This window comes from Pseudomonas sp. HMWF021, assembly GCF_003061005.1.
Taxonomy (GTDB): Bacteria; Pseudomonadota; Gammaproteobacteria; order Pseudomonadales; family Pseudomonadaceae; genus Aquipseudomonas.
The window spans coordinates 1-13,773 of sequence record NZ_QAIK01000124.1; the positions used below are offsets into that span (position 1 = coordinate 1).

Below are 13,773 nucleotides of genomic sequence, written 5' to 3' on the forward strand. Positions count from 1 at the left end.
AAGAAAACCCCCGGCAAAAAACAGAATAAAAAGTCTATTTAAATTTTAAATAAATAATTTTTTGCATTACAAAACACCCTGAACTAGGTTCTTCACGTCTTGCCGGCCAACTCGACCGGCCAGTCATAACCGTGAAAAGTCATCTAGGAGATCGACCATGCAAGCACTGGAAAAAGACCTGGACACCGAGCTGCAACTGGACGAATGGTTCGAAGCACCGACCCATGAGGCGGCTGTAGAAATGATGCAAGCCGACGCGGTGGTTCCGTTCGGCACGGCGATGTGGCCTCTGTAAGACATCCCCGGGCAGGCGCGATCCGGCCGGGCGTGCCTGCCGCTTTTCTTCACGGTCAGTCAGGGAGGACTCATGGATAAGCCCCGCGCGATCTCGCATTTCCTTTACTACCTCGAACATCACCCTGCCCTTGCCGGCCTCGACTCGGCGAAGGTACTGCTCGGTCACACCGCCGATTACGAAGCCCTGACCGGCGCCATCGCCGAACAGGCCGGCGATCATCCTCGCTTCACCTTCAGCGCCCGTCGGCTGGATCTGGAAAGCACCGCAGCGCTGGCGACGGCGATTGCCGACAGCGATCTGTACATTTTCTTCTATGACTCTTCCACCCTGCCTAACCCGCGCCCCGACGGCCCGGAGTTCGTTCGCGCACTGCAAGGCGTGATGGCGGAAAACTGGAGGAAGTCGCTGCTGTTCAAGGATTACGGCGACTATTTCTACGACACCTTCAGCGTCACCCCGCAACGTATCGCCGGGCTCAACAGTCACCTGATCCAGCGCATGTCCCAGGCCACCACGCTGAGTTTTACCGACGAACACGGTTCGCGGTTCGAAACACCGCTGAGCAGCATCAAGAAGTGGACCGACATCAACGGCGTGGGTAACTTCGACCTGGCCCCCGGCGAGATCGCCACCCACAGCGAAGCCATCAACGGTCATGTGAAATTCAAGGGCACGTTCCTCAGTACCATCCCGTTTGCGCGCAAGTACGGCGTGCTCGAATCGCCACTGGAACTGTGGATCGAGAACTCGACCATCAGCCGCATCGCCACCGATGTGCCGGGGCTGGAGCATGATTTCAACAAGTACCTGGACGCCAATCCGTCGAATCGGCGCATTGAGGAATTGGGGATCGGCACCAATGAAGGGGTGAAAGATCTGTATGCGCGCAATGCCGGCTTCGAGGAGCGGCATTGCGGGCTGCACCTGGGCCTCGGCGGTGGGGCCAAGGGCAGTCATCACCTGGACCTGATCTTCTCCGGCGGGGTGTTGGCGCTGGATGACAAGCCAGTGTTTGATGGGCGTTTTGTCTTCTAAACAAAAATTTCCGATCTGAAGCCACTGCCCCCTGTAGGAGCTGTCGAGTGAAACGAGGCTGCGATCTTTTGATCTTGTTTTTGCGGATCAAGATCAAAAGATCGCAGCGTGCCGCAGCTCCTACAGATATAGCGTGTACCCCAAGCAATAATCCAGACGGGCGCTTTGTGTTTCAGGCGACTGACGCCTTCGCGAGCAAGCCCGCTCCCACAATGGGATTTGTGTTCGACGCCGATCCAATGTGGGAGCGGGCTTGCTCGCGAAGAGGCCGGCTCAGGCAACACAATACTTTCGCCAGACGAAAAAAAACGCCAACCCTGCGGTTGGCGTTTTTTTGCTTTAGCTCGAAGCTTGCCGCTCAAAGCTCACAACTGCCTTACTCAGGCTTCTTGCGACCAAAACCCGGACGCTGACCGGAGCCGGCCGGTGCGCCACGGCGCTTGCCCGACGGCTTGTCACCGTCGACCAGTTTGATCCCCGGGCGCTTGGCTGCAGGCTTGGCCGGACGCTTGTTGCTGGTGTCGGCAGGACGATCCGCCACTGGCGTACCACGACCGGCCGGCGCACGGCCTTCGCCACGCTCGGTGCGACCGTTGGCCGGACGCGGTGCGCGTTCGCCATCACGGGCAACCGGCTTGCGGCCAGGGCGCTCGCCTTCGATCTGCGGCTCGCGACTCGGACGCGGGCCGGTCGGCGCGCCAGCAGCTGGACGCAGGGTACGCACGCGCTCGGTCTTGGCCATCGGCCGCGACGATTTGCGCTGCATACGCTCCAGCTTGTCCTTGCTCTTGGCGTTGAGTTGCGGCATCGCCACCGGGGTCAGGCCGACTTCGGCGCTGAGCACGTCGACTTCGTACTGGCTCATTTCGCGCCAGCGCCCCATCGGCAGGTCGGAGTTGAGGAACACCGGGCCGAAACGCACGCGCTTCAGACGGCTGACCACCAGCCCCTGGGACTCCCAAAGACGACGAACCTCACGGTTACGGCCTTCCATCACCACGCAGTGATACCAGTGGTTGAAGCCTTCGCCGCCCGGCGCCTGCTGAATGTCGGTGAAACGCGCAGGGCCGTCTTCCAGCACCACGCCCGCCTTCAGGCGCTCGATCATCTCGTCGTCGACTTCACCGCGTACACGCACGGCGTACTCACGGTCCATCTCGTAGGACGGGTGCATCAGACGGTTGGCCAGTTCACCGTCGGTGGTGAACATCAGCAGACCGGTGGTGTTGATGTCGAGACGACCGATGTTGATCCAGCGGCCTTCTTTCGGACGCGGCAGCTTGTCGAACACGGTCGGACGGCCTTCCGGGTCGTCACGGGTGCAGATCTCGCCATCGGGCTTGTTGTACATGATCACGCGGCGCACCGATTCGGCAGCCTCTTCGCGCTTGATCACCTTGCCATCGATGGTGATGGCGTCGTGCATGTCGACGCGCAGGCCGAGGGTGGCGTCTTTGCCATTGACCTTGATCCGGCCCTGGCTGATCCAGGCTTCGACGTCACGGCGCGAGCCGACGCCGATACGGGCGAGGACTTTCTGCAGTTTTTCGCCTGCGGGGCCGATTTCCTGGTCGTCTTTCTGATTGATGTCACTCATCTGGGCACCTCCCGGTGTGGTCTGTTCAGGCGGCGCCTGAAGCATTGAAATCTGGTTTTCGGGCGAAGGGATCGCCGAAGGGTCGCGAATCATACGCGGATGTGCGCCATCGCGCATCAGAGACTAGCTGATGGTGGGCGACTTATTTCTTTTTCCGCCGACCGGCGCCACCGAGTTTGATCAAGCGCAGCGCGGCTTCGGCCAGTACCGTGCGCCTGTCGTCCTTGTCGAGTTTCTTCCAGGCGCGGATCTCGCGTTTGCTGCGGCCACAGCCCAGGCAGATGTCGTCGGTGAATTTGCAGAGGCTGATGCACGGGTCTTTTGTCGAGCTCATACCTTTCTCCAGAACACATTGATCCCTGTGGGAGCGGGCTTGCCCGCGATGACGGAGTGTCAGCCAGCATATTTTTGTCTGATGCACCGTAATCGCGGGCAAGCCCGCTCCCACAGGGTTCGTCAGTGTTCAGAAAATTTGATTGTCAGTCCTCGAACTCGCGGCGTTCGGCCTCGATCGCTTCGGCCAGGGCGCGGGCTTCAGCTTCTTCTTCGCTCAGCTCGGGTTCAGGCTCCGGCGCCGGTTGTTCGAGGGCGGCGACAGCGGCCAGGAGTTTTGCCCGGGCTTCGGCGACGCCAAGAAGGTCTTCTTCCGGTTCGGCTTCAGGTTCGATTTCAAGTTCAACTTCAATTGTCGGCTCGAGGGTCTGGGTTTCAGGCTCTGGCGGCTGCGCTTCGCCATCAGCCGCATCGCGCAACAGATCATCGAAGTCGGTCTTGATCCCCTCCTCCATGCTGTCCAGTTCCAGCAACAGCGTATGGAAACTGGTCTCTTCCTTCGGCTCTTCCGGTTCGGCGCTGGCGTCGGCCAGCTCTTGCAGGCCTTGCGGCACCGGTGCGTCGTCGAAATCGAGGACCGGCTCGGTTTCCATCTCGCGCAGTTCGGCCAGCGGCGGCAGGTCTTCGAGGTTCTTCAGGTTGAAGTGATCGAGAAACGCCTTGGTGGTGGCGAACATCGCCGGTTTGCCCGGTACGTCGCGATAGCCGACGATGCGGATCCACTCACGCTCGATCAGGGTCTTGACGATATTGGTGTTGACCGCCACACCCCGCACGTCTTCGATCTCGCCGCGAGTGATCGGCTGGCGATAGGCGATCAGCGCCATGGTTTCCAGCAGCGCACGGGAATAGCGCTGCGGGCGCTCCTCCCACAGACGACCGACCCACGGCGAAAACTTCTCGCGGATCTGCAAGCGGTAGCCGGAGGCGACTTCCTTGAGCTCGAACGCCCGCCCTTCGCAGGACTTGGCCAGCAGGCTCAGGGCTTTCTTGAAGACCGCAGGTTCCGGCCGTTCGCCCTCTTCGAACAGTTCGAAAAGGCGTTCAAGCGATTGCGGCTTTCCCGAGGCCAACAGAAAGGCTTCAAGCAGGGGCGCCAGCTCGCGGGGTTCAGTCAGGTTCATGTTTCGACTCGTTATTCGGCTCGGGCTCGCACGTGGATCGCGGCGAACGGCTCATTCTGCACCAGCTCGACCAAGGATTCCTTGACCAGTTCAAGGATCGCCATAAAGGTCACCACCACACCGAGGCGGCCTTCCTCGGCGGTAAACAGCTCGACGAACGGCACAAAACCGCCGCCCTTGAGCCGTTCCAGCACATCGCTCATGCGCTCGCGGGTCGACAGCGCCTCGCGGCTGACCTGATGGCTCTCGAACATGTCGCCCCGGCGCAGTACCTCGGCCATGGACATCAGAATTTCTTCCAGCGCGACATCCGGCAACAGCTTGCGCGCCCGGGCTTCGGGGGCGTCGAGCTTGGGCACCACCACGTCGCGACCGACCCGGCTCAAGCCGTCGATGCCTTCGGCGGCAGCCTTGAAGCGCTCGTATTCCTGCAGGCGGCGGATCAGTTCGGCGCGCGGGTCGTCCTCTTCGTCTTCGACGGTTTCGGCGCGCGGCAGGAGCATGCGCGACTTGATCTCGGCCAGCATCGCGGCCATCACCAGATACTCGGCGGCCAGTTCCAGGCGCACCGACTGCATCAACTCGACATAGCCCATGTACTGGCGAGTGATTTCCGCCACCGGAATGTCGAGAATGTTGATGTTCTGTTTGCGGATCAGGTACAGCAGCAGGTCGAGCGGGCCTTCGAAGGCTTCGAGAAAGACTTCCAGCGCATCCGGCGGGATGTACAGGTCCAGCGGCATTTCCGTGACCGCCTGGCCATAGACCATGGCAAACGGCAGTTCCTGCTGGGCGCCGGCCTGGGGATCGACAACGGTTTCCACTGCGGACATTCAGGCCTCGACCATGAACGGCGCGGGGTCGCCGCAACCGACGCGGATCACTTCCGGGTCGTCGCCGGTCAGGTCAATCACGGTGGACGCCTTGATGCCGCCGAAACCGCCGTCGATGATCAGATCGACCTGATGCTCGAGCAATTGGCGCATTTCGTACGGATCGCTCAGCGGGTCTTCGTCGCCGGGCATGATCAGGGTCACGCTCATCAGCGGCTCGCCGAGTTCGGCCAGCAAGGCCAGGGCAATCGGATGGCTCGGCACCCGCAGGCCGATGGTGCGTTTTTTCGGGTGCAGCAACAGCCGTGGCACTTCGCGGGTGGCATTGAGGATAAAGGTGTAAGGCCCCGGCAGATGGGCCTTGAGAATGCGGAAGGTGCCGGTGTCGATCTTGGCGTAGTTGCCCAGTTGCGACAGGTCGCTGCAGATCAGCGCGAAGTTGTGCTTCTCGTCGAGCTGACGCAGGCGTCGCACGCGCTCGATCGCCGTCTTGTCGCCGATCTGGCAACCGATGGCGTAGGAAGAGTCCGTGGGATAAATCACCACCCCGCCCTTGCGGATGATCTCGACCGCCTGTTTGATCAGGCGCGCTTGCGGGTTTTCCGGATGGATCTGGAAAAATTGACTCACATTCTCTACCTGTTCAGACGGCGGCAATATCTGTGTCATGTTTGAACCGACCCCACAGGGGTGGAAGGTCCTCGGGAACCGGACGGTACTGGCCAATCTCGGACCAGCCACCAGGGCCATGGAAATCACTGCCGGCGCTGACCAGCAGACCGAACTCACGGGCAAGGATTGCCAGGCTGCCGACCTGTTCCGCAGGTTGATGGCCATTGACCACTTCAATGGCGTGCCCGCCTGCTTGAATATAGTCGGCAATCAGCTTTCGGCGCTTGCTGCGGGTGAAATCGTAGTGCCAGGGATGCGCCAGACTGACCCACGCCCCAGCGGCGCGCAGGGTGCCGACGGTGTCTTCCAGCGTCGGCCAGTGCTGTTTGACGTCACCGAGCTTGCCGGCGCCGAGCCATTTGCGGAACGCCTCGGCGCGATCCTTTACAAAACCTTCACGCACCATCCAGTCGGCAAAATGCGGACGGGCCGGCGCGTTGCCGCTGTCGCCCAGTTCCTGCTGGATCTGCCGGGCGCCGTCGAGGGCACCGGGCATGCCTTTGAGAGCGAGCTTGCGGCTTATCTCTTCCGACCGCAGCCAGCGGCCATCGTGCAATTTGGCGATGGCCTCGACCAATGGCGCAGCATTGACGTCAAAGCCGTAACCCAGCACGTGGATGGTCGCACCGCCCCAGGTGCAGGACAGCTCGACGCCATTGACCAGTTGCATGCCCAGCTCTTCGGCGGCGCTGCGCGCTTCGGCGAGGCCTTCGAGGGTGTCGTGGTCGGTCAACGCCAGGACTCGCACGCCGTTTTCGAACGCACGCGCGACCAATACCGCTGGCGCCAGGGCGCCGTCGGAGGCCGTGCTGTGGCAGTGCAAATCAACATTCACGGGGAGTTGTAACCTCAAATCAGCTGGCGCTATCGCGCGCCCATATGTTTGTTATTATGCCGCCACATCCAGCTTCTGGCTCTCACTGTGAAACAATTCATCGATTTCATCCCGCTTCTGCTGTTTTTCATCGTTTACAAACTGGATCCACGGGTCGTCGACATCGCTGGCCATCAAGTGACTGTAGGCGGTATCTACAGCGCCACCGCCATGCTGATCATCAGCTCCCTGGTGGTCTACGGCGCGTTGTTCATCAAGCAGCGCAAGCTGGAAAAGAGCCAATGGCTGACCCTGATCGCCTGTCTTGTGTTCGGCAGCCTGACCCTCGCGTTCCACAGCGAGACCTTCCTGAAATGGAAAGCCCCGGTGGTCAACTGGCTGTTCGCCCTGGCCTTCATCGGCAGCCACTTCATCGGTGACCGCCTGCTGATCAAACGCATCATGGGCCACGCGCTGACCCTGCCCGATCCGGTCTGGACCCGCCTGAACATCGCCTGGATCGCCTTCTTCCTGTTCTGCGGGGCCGCCAACCTGTTCGTGGCGTTCACCTTCCAGAGCATCTGGGTCGACTTCAAGGTGTTCGGCAGCCTGGGCATGACCGTGCTGTTCCTGGTCGGTCAGGGCATCTACCTGTCCCGCCATCTGCACGACGCCGATACCACAACTCCAAAAACCGAGGACTGACATGCTCTACGCAATCATTGCCACCGACGTCGCCAACTCGCTCGATGCCCGCCTCGCCGCGCGTCCGGCCCATCTGGAACGCCTGCAAGTGCTCAAGGGCGAAGGCCGTATCGTGTTGGCCGGCCCGCACCCGGCGGTCGACAGCAATGACCCGGGCGCTGCAGGTTTCACCGGCAGCCTGATCGTCGCCGAATTCGACTCCCTGAGCGCGGCGCAAGCCTGGGCCGACGCCGATCCGTACATTGCCGCCGGCGTGTACGCCAACGTGATCGTCAAGCCGTTCAAGCAAGTCCTCCCGTAACCAAGGAATATCGAGGGACTCTGTGGCGAGGGGATTCAGCGAAACGTCGCACCGCCCCGATGGGTTGCGCAGCAACCCCTAAGCCATTCAATGCGGTGTACCTGACACACCGCATGCTCCCATTTCAGGTCTGCTTCGCAGCCCATCGGGGATAAATCCCCTCACCACAAAAATCATCAACCGCAATATCCCCTCCACCCGCACTGAACCTTCCCGCCTCTCCCCACTCTCAATCGCTCATTATTCTCGTTTGCCTGCCGACAACCTGCCCAATATCCATTTGCTAGCAGGAATCGCAATGCGCAAAGGTCCGTTGTGTCTGATGTGGGTCACGTTGACGATCATGGCGCCCGCCCATGGTGAAGAAACCACCGAAAGCGGCAGCTCCACGCCATTGTCATTGAGTGCCGGCAGCCAGATTACCGAGTTGCAGCAGCGCCTCAAGGCCAGTGAGCAGCAGCGGGAAGAACTGAACAAACAACTGCAAAATGCCGACAATACCCGCGAAAGCGCCCTGCTTGCCCGGTTGCGCCAAGAGAACCAGCGCCTGAAGCTGCAACTCAAGGAAGCCCAGGCAAGTCCCTTGCCGCGTCTGTTGACCGAACAGCAGCAATGGTTCGTCACCGGCGCCGGGGTAGCGCTATTGGCGCTGCTCTGCGGTATCTTTGCCAGTGGAGCAAGCCGAAAACGTCGGCAATGGCTAAATTGAGTGAGTCATGAGCGAGCTGTTACTGATTGATGATGACCAGGAGTTGTGCGAACTCCTGAGTAGCTGGCTGAGCCAGGAAGGCTTCCAGGTACGCGCCTGCCACGATGGCCAGAGCGCGCGCAAGGCCTTGGCCGAGTCGGCCCCCGCCGCTGTGGTGCTGGACGTGATGCTGCCGGACGGCAGCGGTCTGGAACTGCTCAAGCAATTGCGCAGCGATCACGCCGACCTGCCGGTGCTGATGCTCTCGGCCCGGGGCGAACCGCTGGACCGCATCCTCGGTCTGGAGCTGGGCGCCGACGATTACCTGGCCAAGCCCTGCGATCCGCGTGAACTCACCGCGCGCCTGCGCGCCGTATTGCGCCGCAGTCACCCGGCCGCCGTGTCGACCCAGCTCGAACTGGGTGACCTGAGCTTCAGCCCGGTGCGCGGCGTGGTCAGCATCGACGAAAAAGAACTGACACTTACCGTTTCCGAAAGCCGCCTGCTCGAAGCCCTGCTCAAGCAACCTGGCGAGCCGCTGGACAAACAGGAACTGGCGCAACTGGCCCTCGGCCGCAAGCTGACCCTGTACGACCGCAGCCTCGACATGCACGTCAGCAACCTGCGCAAGAAGATCGGCCCGCACCCCGATGGCCGCCCACGGATCGTCGCCCTGCGCAGCCGCGGCTACTACTACAGCCTCTGAAGACACCTCGCTCCCCTGTAGGAGCTGCCGAAGGCTGCGATCTTTGCTTTTAAAGATCAAAAGATCGCAGCGTGCCGCAGCTCCTACAGGGGGGATATGTGTAAGGCTGAAGACAAAGCGTCTTTACCCAAGCTTTACGCAGCGCTGACCGCCGCTGACCTTGATCTCCGTAATCTGAACTCATCCGGAACGTACCGGGAACGAGACAAGGAGATACACCATGCGCAAGACTCTTATCGCTCTGATGTTCGCTGCCGCTCTGCCAACCGTCGCCATGGCTGTGCCGCAGGATGGCGGCCCGATGGGTGGCCCGCTCGACGGCCCACGCCACGGCGGTCAGATGCACGGCATGCACGGCAAAGGCCCGTACAGCCAACTCGACCTGTCCCGCGAACAGCGCGATCAGATCCGCAAGATCATGGGCGAGCAGATGCACGAGCGTCGCCAGGTGGTTGAGAAGTACCTGGAAAAACTCTCGCCGGCTGACCAGAAAGCCATGAAGGACGAGATGGCGGCCAACCACAAGAAGGCCGAAGCCGATGTACGCAACCTGCTGAAACCGGATCAACAGAAGAAATTCGACGAAATCCAGAAGAAACAGGCCGAACGCCGCGCCGAATGGGCCGAGTTCAAAGCGTGGAAAGCGCAACAGCCGCAAAAGGCGCAATAATGTTCTAATCACAGGCCCGACGGCTAACCCCGTCGGGCCTGTTCACATCCGCCCTCTGTAGGAGCTGCGGCACGCTGCGATCTTTTGATTTTGCTTCTGAAAAACAAGATCAAAAGATCGCAGCGTGCCGCAGCTCCTACAGGGGTTACGCGTTTGATTGAGGGGTTTCTGTGCGTTCATTGTTCTGGCGTATTCTCGCGAGCTTCTGGCTGGCCATCGCTCTAGTGGCGGGGCTGTCGATTCTGCTCGGGCACATGCTCAATCAGGACGCGTGGATCCTCAGCCGTCATCCGGGCCTCAACACCCTGGCCGCCGAATGGACGCAGACCTACGAAGCCCAGGGCGAAGACGCCGCGCAGGACATCCTCGAACAACGCAAACGCCAATATCACATCGACGTCCAGGTGCTGAACGAAAGCGGCGACCCGGTGGTGCGCGGCACTTTCCCGCGCCGCGCCGCCGCCTTCGAAGCCCGGCAGAACAACGATGACCGTCGCCTGCCCTGGCGGCGTCTGACCGACGAGTTCACCAGCGAAAAAACCGGCGACACCTACCTGTTCATCTTCCGCATCCCGCACCCGGAACTCGACGCCTGGCACCGCGAAAGCCTGCTCTGGCCGCTGAGTGCGCTGGGCATCGCGCTGGTGGTGCTGACCCTGTTCAGCCTGTTGGTGACCTTCTCCATTACCCGCCCGCTCAGCCGCTTGCGCGGTGCCGTGCATGATCTGGGGCAGACCACCTATCAACAGAACAGCCTGGCGAAACTGGCGAACCGCCGCGACGAATTCGGCGTGCTCGCCACCGACTTCAACCGCATGGGCGCGCGCCTGCAAAGCCTGATCGGCAGTCAGCGCCAGTTGCTGCGCGATGTATCCCATGAACTGCGCTCACCCTTGGCGCGGCTGCGCATTGCCCTGGCACTGGCGGAACGGGCCAATCCGGAAGAACGGGAAAAACTCTGGCCGCGCCTGACCCGCGAATGTGATCGGCTGGAAGCGCTGATCAGCGAAATTCTGGTGCTGGCGCGGGTCGATGCCGACAACGCCAGTGCTGAAGAGGTGGATCTGAACGCTTTGCTCGGCACGCTACAGAAAGATGCGCAGCTCGGCTCGCCGGAGCAGACCGTGCAACTGAATGCCGAGCCGCACCTGAATCTGACCGGCTGGCCGACCATGATCGAGCGCGCCGTCGACAACCTGCTGCGCAACGCCCAACGCTTCAACCCGGTGGGGCAGGCAATCGAAATGCAGGCCACGCGTCAGGGCGAACGCATTGTGGTGAGTGTGCGCGACCACGGGCCGGGGGTGCAGGCCGAGCATCTGAACCAGTTGGGCGAACCGTTCTACCGGGCGCCGGGGCAGACGGCGCCGGGACATGGTCTGGGGTTGGCGATTGCCCGGCGGGCGGCGGAGCGGCATGGCGGCAGTCTGGTGCTGGCCAATCATCCGGACGGCGGGTTTATTGCCAGCCTGGAATTGCCGCTGGTGCCGGGCGCGGTTGTCCAGCTTTAAATTCGCGGTGACACAAAAAAGATCGCAGCCTGCGGCAGCTCCTACAGAGTCGAAACACCTGTAGGAGCTGCCGCAGGCTGCGATCTTTTGACTTTAAACCTTGCCGGGCCAGGCGCTGACGAACTCGGCCAGATCGACCTTCTCGGCCACACGCGGCTCCTTCTGCGGCGTGCCGAGATACAGGAACGCGATCACCTCTTCGCCTTCCACCAGCCCCAACCCTTGGGCCACATGTTTCGAATACGCCAGATCACCGGTGCGCCACACCGCACCAATCCCCTGCGCGTACGCCGCCAGCAAAATCCCGTGGGCTGCACACCCCGCCGCCAGCAACTGCTCGGCCTTCGGATACTTGACGTGGTCCTGCAGTTTCGCGATCACCACGACCACCAGCGGCGCCCGCAGCGGGCCGTTGCGCGCCTTGTCGATCATCGCTTCAGTGACTTCGCCTTCCTGCATCTGCGCCGCTTCGGCCAGCAACTCGCCCATTTGCTCGCGTGCTGCACCTTCGATGGTGAGGAAACGGTACGGCTGCAAGTGCCCGTGATCGGGGGCGCGCAGGGCTGCGCCAAACAGGGCTTCGCGCTGCTCGTCAGTGGGGGCCGGTTCGACCAGTCGTGGAACGGAAACACGGTTGAGCAAAGCGTCGAGAGCCTGCATCGGCCACCTCCTGAGAAAAATGTGCGGCCATTCTAGCTGCTTCTGCCATCAGGATGCCGGTTTACATGCCCTGCCCCACGGGTAGAATGGCGTCCTTCCCACTTCAGCCCGAGCGGACTTCATGGCGTTGCCGACCTTACGGATCATTGGTTTCATCATCGGCATCTTCCTGATCACCCTGGCCATCGCCATGGTCGTGCCCATGGCCACTCTGGTCATTTTCGAGCGCACCAGCGATCTGCCGTCATTCCTCTGGGCGAGCATGATCACCTTTGTCGCCGGCCTCGCACTGGTGATTCCCGGGCGTCCCGAGCACATACATCTGCGTCCGCGGGACATGTATCTGTTGACCGTCAGCAGCTGGCTGGTGGTGTGCATTTTTGCTGCGTTGCCGTTCCTGCTGACCCAGCACATCAGTTACACCGACTCGTTCTTCGAAAGCATGTCCGGCATCACCGCCACCGGTTCGACCGTGCTCAGCGGGCTCGACACCATGTCACCGGGCATCCTGATGTGGCGCTCGCTGCTGCACTGGCTCGGCGGCATCGGCTTCATCGGCATGGCGGTGGCGATTCTGCCGCTGCTGCGCATCGGTGGCATGCGCCTGTTTCAGACCGAGTCCTCCGACCGTTCGGAAAAAGTCATGCCGCGCTCACACATGGTGGCGCGCCTGATTGTGGCAGCGTATGTCGGCATCACCATCCTCGGCAGCCTGGCATTCTGGTGGGCCGGGATGAGCCCGTTCGATGCAATCAACCACGCGATGTCGGCGATTTCCACCGGCGGCTTCTCGACGTCTGACCAGTCGCTGGCCAAATGGACGCAACCGGCGGTGCACTGGGTCGCGGTGGTGATCATGATCCTTGGCAGCCTGCCATTCACCCTGTACGTGGCGACCATGCGCGGTAACCGCCGGGCGCTGATCAAGGATCAGCAGGTGCAGGGCCTGATCGGCATGTTGCTGGTGACCTGGCTGGTGCTCGGCACCTGGTACTGGTGGACCACCAACCTGCACTGGCTGGATGCGCTGCGGCATGTGGCGCTGAACGTGACCTCGGTGGTCACCACCACCGGTTTCGCCCTTGGCGACTACAGCCTGTGGGGCAACTTCTCGCTGATGCTGTTTTTCTATCTGGGCTTTGTCGGCGGCTGCTCCGGCTCGACGGCGGGCGGGATCAAGATCTTCCGCTTTCAGGTCGCCTACATCCTGCTCAAGGCCAACCTTAACCAGTTGATTCACCCGCGTGCGGTCATCAAGCAGAAGTACAACGGTCACCGACTCGACGAAGAGATCGTGCGTTCGATCCTGACCTTTTCGTTCTTCTTCGCCATCACGATTTGCGTGATCGCCCTGCTGCTGTCGCTGCTCGGCGTGGACTGGATGACTGCACTGACCGGCGCTGCCAGCACCGTGTCCGGCGTCGGCCCGGGCCTGGGCGAAACCATCGGCCCGGCGGGCAACTTCGCCACCCTGCCGGACGCCGCGAAGTGGATCCTGTCATTCGGCATGCTGCTCGGCCGACTGGAGATCATTACGGTGTTTGTGTTGTGTATTCCGGCCTTTTGGCGTCACTGACCGGCGCCTGCAACAGCCGCGCCCGGTAATCGCCGGGCGTGGTGTCGAACCAGCGGCGGAACGCGCGGAAGAAGTTGCTCGGATCGGCGAACCCCAACAGATAGGCAATCTCCAGCAGGGTCATGCTCGGCTGCGCCAGATACTGCTCGGCCAATTCGCGGCGGGTGTCGTCGAGCAATTGCTGAAAACTGGTGCCCTCCTCCTGTAACCGGCGCTGCAAGGTGCGCTGTGACAGGTGAAGGGTCTGCGC

At 61.5% G+C, this 13,773-nt stretch carries 17 protein-coding genes; 9 read left to right on the forward strand and 8 right to left on the reverse strand.

Annotated elements, in window-relative coordinates:
* The first annotated feature begins 157 nt into the window (after positions 1 to 157).
* Positions 158 to 295 carry a hypothetical protein gene (locus DBR18_RS28400; RefSeq protein ID WP_003222780.1) on the forward strand — a complete coding sequence of 46 codons (138 nt, stop codon included), beginning with the start codon at positions 158 to 160 and terminating at the stop codon, positions 293 to 295.
* Positions 296 to 367: 72 nt separating this feature from the next.
* Positions 368 to 1,333, forward strand: coding sequence for a leucyl aminopeptidase (locus DBR18_RS17035; protein ID WP_108591178.1), 966 nt, complete (start codon positions 368 to 370; stop codon positions 1,331 to 1,333).
* 376 nt (positions 1,334 to 1,709) lie between these two features.
* On the opposite strand, the gene rluB is transcribed toward DBR18_RS17035, so the two are convergent.
* From rluB to DBR18_RS17070, 6 genes are all read right to left on the reverse strand, one after another.
* Entirely contained in the window at positions 1,710 to 2,930 is a 1,221-nt protein-coding gene (gene rluB / locus DBR18_RS17045) for a 23S rRNA pseudouridine(2605) synthase RluB (protein ID WP_108591199.1), read from the reverse strand.
* 142 nt (positions 2,931 to 3,072) lie between these two features.
* Positions 3,073 to 3,264 carry a DUF1289 domain-containing protein gene (locus DBR18_RS17050; RefSeq protein WP_108591180.1) on the reverse strand — a complete coding sequence of 64 codons (192 nt, stop codon included), beginning with the start codon at positions 3,262 to 3,264 and terminating at the stop codon, positions 3,073 to 3,075.
* Between the two features lie 145 nt (positions 3,265 to 3,409).
* The gene (gene scpB, locus DBR18_RS17055) at positions 3,410 to 4,387 is read right to left on the reverse strand and encodes an SMC-Scp complex subunit ScpB (RefSeq protein ID WP_108591181.1); all 978 of its coding nucleotides are present in this window, start codon (positions 4,385 to 4,387) and stop codon (positions 3,410 to 3,412) included.
* Between the two features lie 11 nt (positions 4,388 to 4,398).
* A complete protein-coding gene (locus DBR18_RS17060) occupies positions 4,399 to 5,097 on the reverse strand; it encodes a ScpA family protein (protein ID WP_171061841.1) in 699 nt (232 codons plus the stop codon).
* Between the two features lie 123 nt (positions 5,098 to 5,220).
* Positions 5,221 to 5,850 (reverse strand): L-threonylcarbamoyladenylate synthase, encoded by a 630-nt coding sequence (locus tag DBR18_RS17065; RefSeq protein ID WP_007966016.1) that lies wholly within the window; start codon positions 5,848 to 5,850, stop codon positions 5,221 to 5,223.
* 13 nt (positions 5,851 to 5,863) lie between these two features.
* A complete protein-coding gene (locus DBR18_RS17070; RefSeq protein ID WP_108591182.1) occupies positions 5,864 to 6,727 on the reverse strand; it encodes a PHP domain-containing protein in 864 nt (287 codons plus the stop codon).
* 87 nt (positions 6,728 to 6,814) lie between these two features.
* On the opposite strand from DBR18_RS17070, the gene DBR18_RS17075 reads away from it, so the two are divergent.
* From DBR18_RS17075 to DBR18_RS17100, 6 genes are all read left to right on the forward strand, one after another.
* On the forward strand, positions 6,815 to 7,411 hold the full coding sequence (locus DBR18_RS17075) for a septation protein A (RefSeq protein ID WP_007966018.1): 597 nt from the start codon (positions 6,815 to 6,817) through the stop codon (positions 7,409 to 7,411).
* Position 7,412: 1 nt separating this feature from the next.
* The gene (locus DBR18_RS17080; protein ID WP_108591183.1) at positions 7,413 to 7,712 is read left to right on the forward strand and encodes a YciI family protein; all 300 of its coding nucleotides are present in this window, start codon (positions 7,413 to 7,415) and stop codon (positions 7,710 to 7,712) included.
* A 298-nt stretch (positions 7,713 to 8,010) separates the two neighbouring features.
* The gene (locus DBR18_RS17085) at positions 8,011 to 8,421 is read left to right on the forward strand and encodes a translation initiation factor 2 (protein ID WP_108591184.1); all 411 of its coding nucleotides are present in this window, start codon (positions 8,011 to 8,013) and stop codon (positions 8,419 to 8,421) included.
* Between the two features lie 7 nt (positions 8,422 to 8,428).
* Complete coding sequence (locus DBR18_RS17090; protein WP_108591185.1) at positions 8,429 to 9,106, forward strand: response regulator transcription factor; 678 nt, start codon at positions 8,429 to 8,431, stop codon at positions 9,104 to 9,106.
* A 220-nt stretch (positions 9,107 to 9,326) separates the two neighbouring features.
* Positions 9,327 to 9,776, forward strand: a complete 450-nt coding sequence (locus DBR18_RS17095; RefSeq protein WP_108591186.1) for a Spy/CpxP family protein refolding chaperone — start codon at positions 9,327 to 9,329, stop codon at positions 9,774 to 9,776.
* A gap of 170 nt (positions 9,777 to 9,946) precedes the next feature.
* The gene (locus tag DBR18_RS17100; protein ID WP_108591187.1) at positions 9,947 to 11,287 is read left to right on the forward strand and encodes a cell wall metabolism sensor histidine kinase WalK; all 1,341 of its coding nucleotides are present in this window, start codon (positions 9,947 to 9,949) and stop codon (positions 11,285 to 11,287) included.
* Between the two features lie 93 nt (positions 11,288 to 11,380).
* Here DBR18_RS17100 and DBR18_RS17105 read toward each other — a convergent pair whose 3' ends face one another.
* Positions 11,381 to 11,947 (reverse strand): nitroreductase family protein, encoded by a 567-nt coding sequence (locus DBR18_RS17105; RefSeq protein ID WP_108591188.1) that lies wholly within the window; start codon positions 11,945 to 11,947, stop codon positions 11,381 to 11,383.
* Positions 11,948 to 12,068: 121 nt separating this feature from the next.
* Between DBR18_RS17105 and DBR18_RS17110 the strand changes: the two genes are divergently transcribed.
* Positions 12,069 to 13,523 carry a TrkH family potassium uptake protein gene (locus DBR18_RS17110; RefSeq protein WP_108591189.1) on the forward strand — a complete coding sequence of 485 codons (1,455 nt, stop codon included), beginning with the start codon at positions 12,069 to 12,071 and terminating at the stop codon, positions 13,521 to 13,523.
* Here the strand turns inward: DBR18_RS17110 and DBR18_RS29375 are convergent.
* Positions 13,480 to 13,773 (reverse strand): helix-turn-helix transcriptional regulator (locus DBR18_RS29375; RefSeq protein ID WP_256588766.1); only part of this gene is annotated, 294 nt, incomplete at its 5' end. The two genes, DBR18_RS17110 and DBR18_RS29375, sit on opposite strands and share 44 nt — an antisense overlap.

Coding starts and splice junctions, on each gene's coding strand:
- DBR18_RS28400 (WP_003222780.1), top strand. CDS start 158: ATGCAAGCACTGGAAAAAGACCTGGACACCGAGCTGCAACTGGACGAA.
- DBR18_RS17035 (WP_108591178.1), top strand. CDS start 368: ATGGATAAGCCCCGCGCGATCTCGCATTTCCTTTACTACCTCGAACAT.
- rluB (WP_108591199.1), bottom strand. CDS start 2,930: ATGAGTGACATCAATCAGAAAGACGACCAGGAAATCGGCCCCGCAGGC.
- DBR18_RS17050 (WP_108591180.1), bottom strand. CDS start 3,264: ATGAGCTCGACAAAAGACCCGTGCATCAGCCTCTGCAAATTCACCGAC.
- scpB (WP_108591181.1), bottom strand. CDS start 4,387: ATGAACCTGACTGAACCCCGCGAGCTGGCGCCCCTGCTTGAAGCCTTT.
- DBR18_RS17080 (WP_108591183.1), top strand. CDS start 7,413: ATGCTCTACGCAATCATTGCCACCGACGTCGCCAACTCGCTCGATGCC.
- DBR18_RS17085 (WP_108591184.1), top strand. CDS start 8,011: ATGCGCAAAGGTCCGTTGTGTCTGATGTGGGTCACGTTGACGATCATG.
- DBR18_RS17090 (WP_108591185.1), top strand. CDS start 8,429: ATGAGCGAGCTGTTACTGATTGATGATGACCAGGAGTTGTGCGAACTC.
- DBR18_RS17095 (WP_108591186.1), top strand. CDS start 9,327: ATGCGCAAGACTCTTATCGCTCTGATGTTCGCTGCCGCTCTGCCAACC.
- DBR18_RS17105 (WP_108591188.1), bottom strand. CDS start 11,947: ATGCAGGCTCTCGACGCTTTGCTCAACCGTGTTTCCGTTCCACGACTG.
- DBR18_RS17110 (WP_108591189.1), top strand. CDS start 12,069: ATGGCGTTGCCGACCTTACGGATCATTGGTTTCATCATCGGCATCTTC.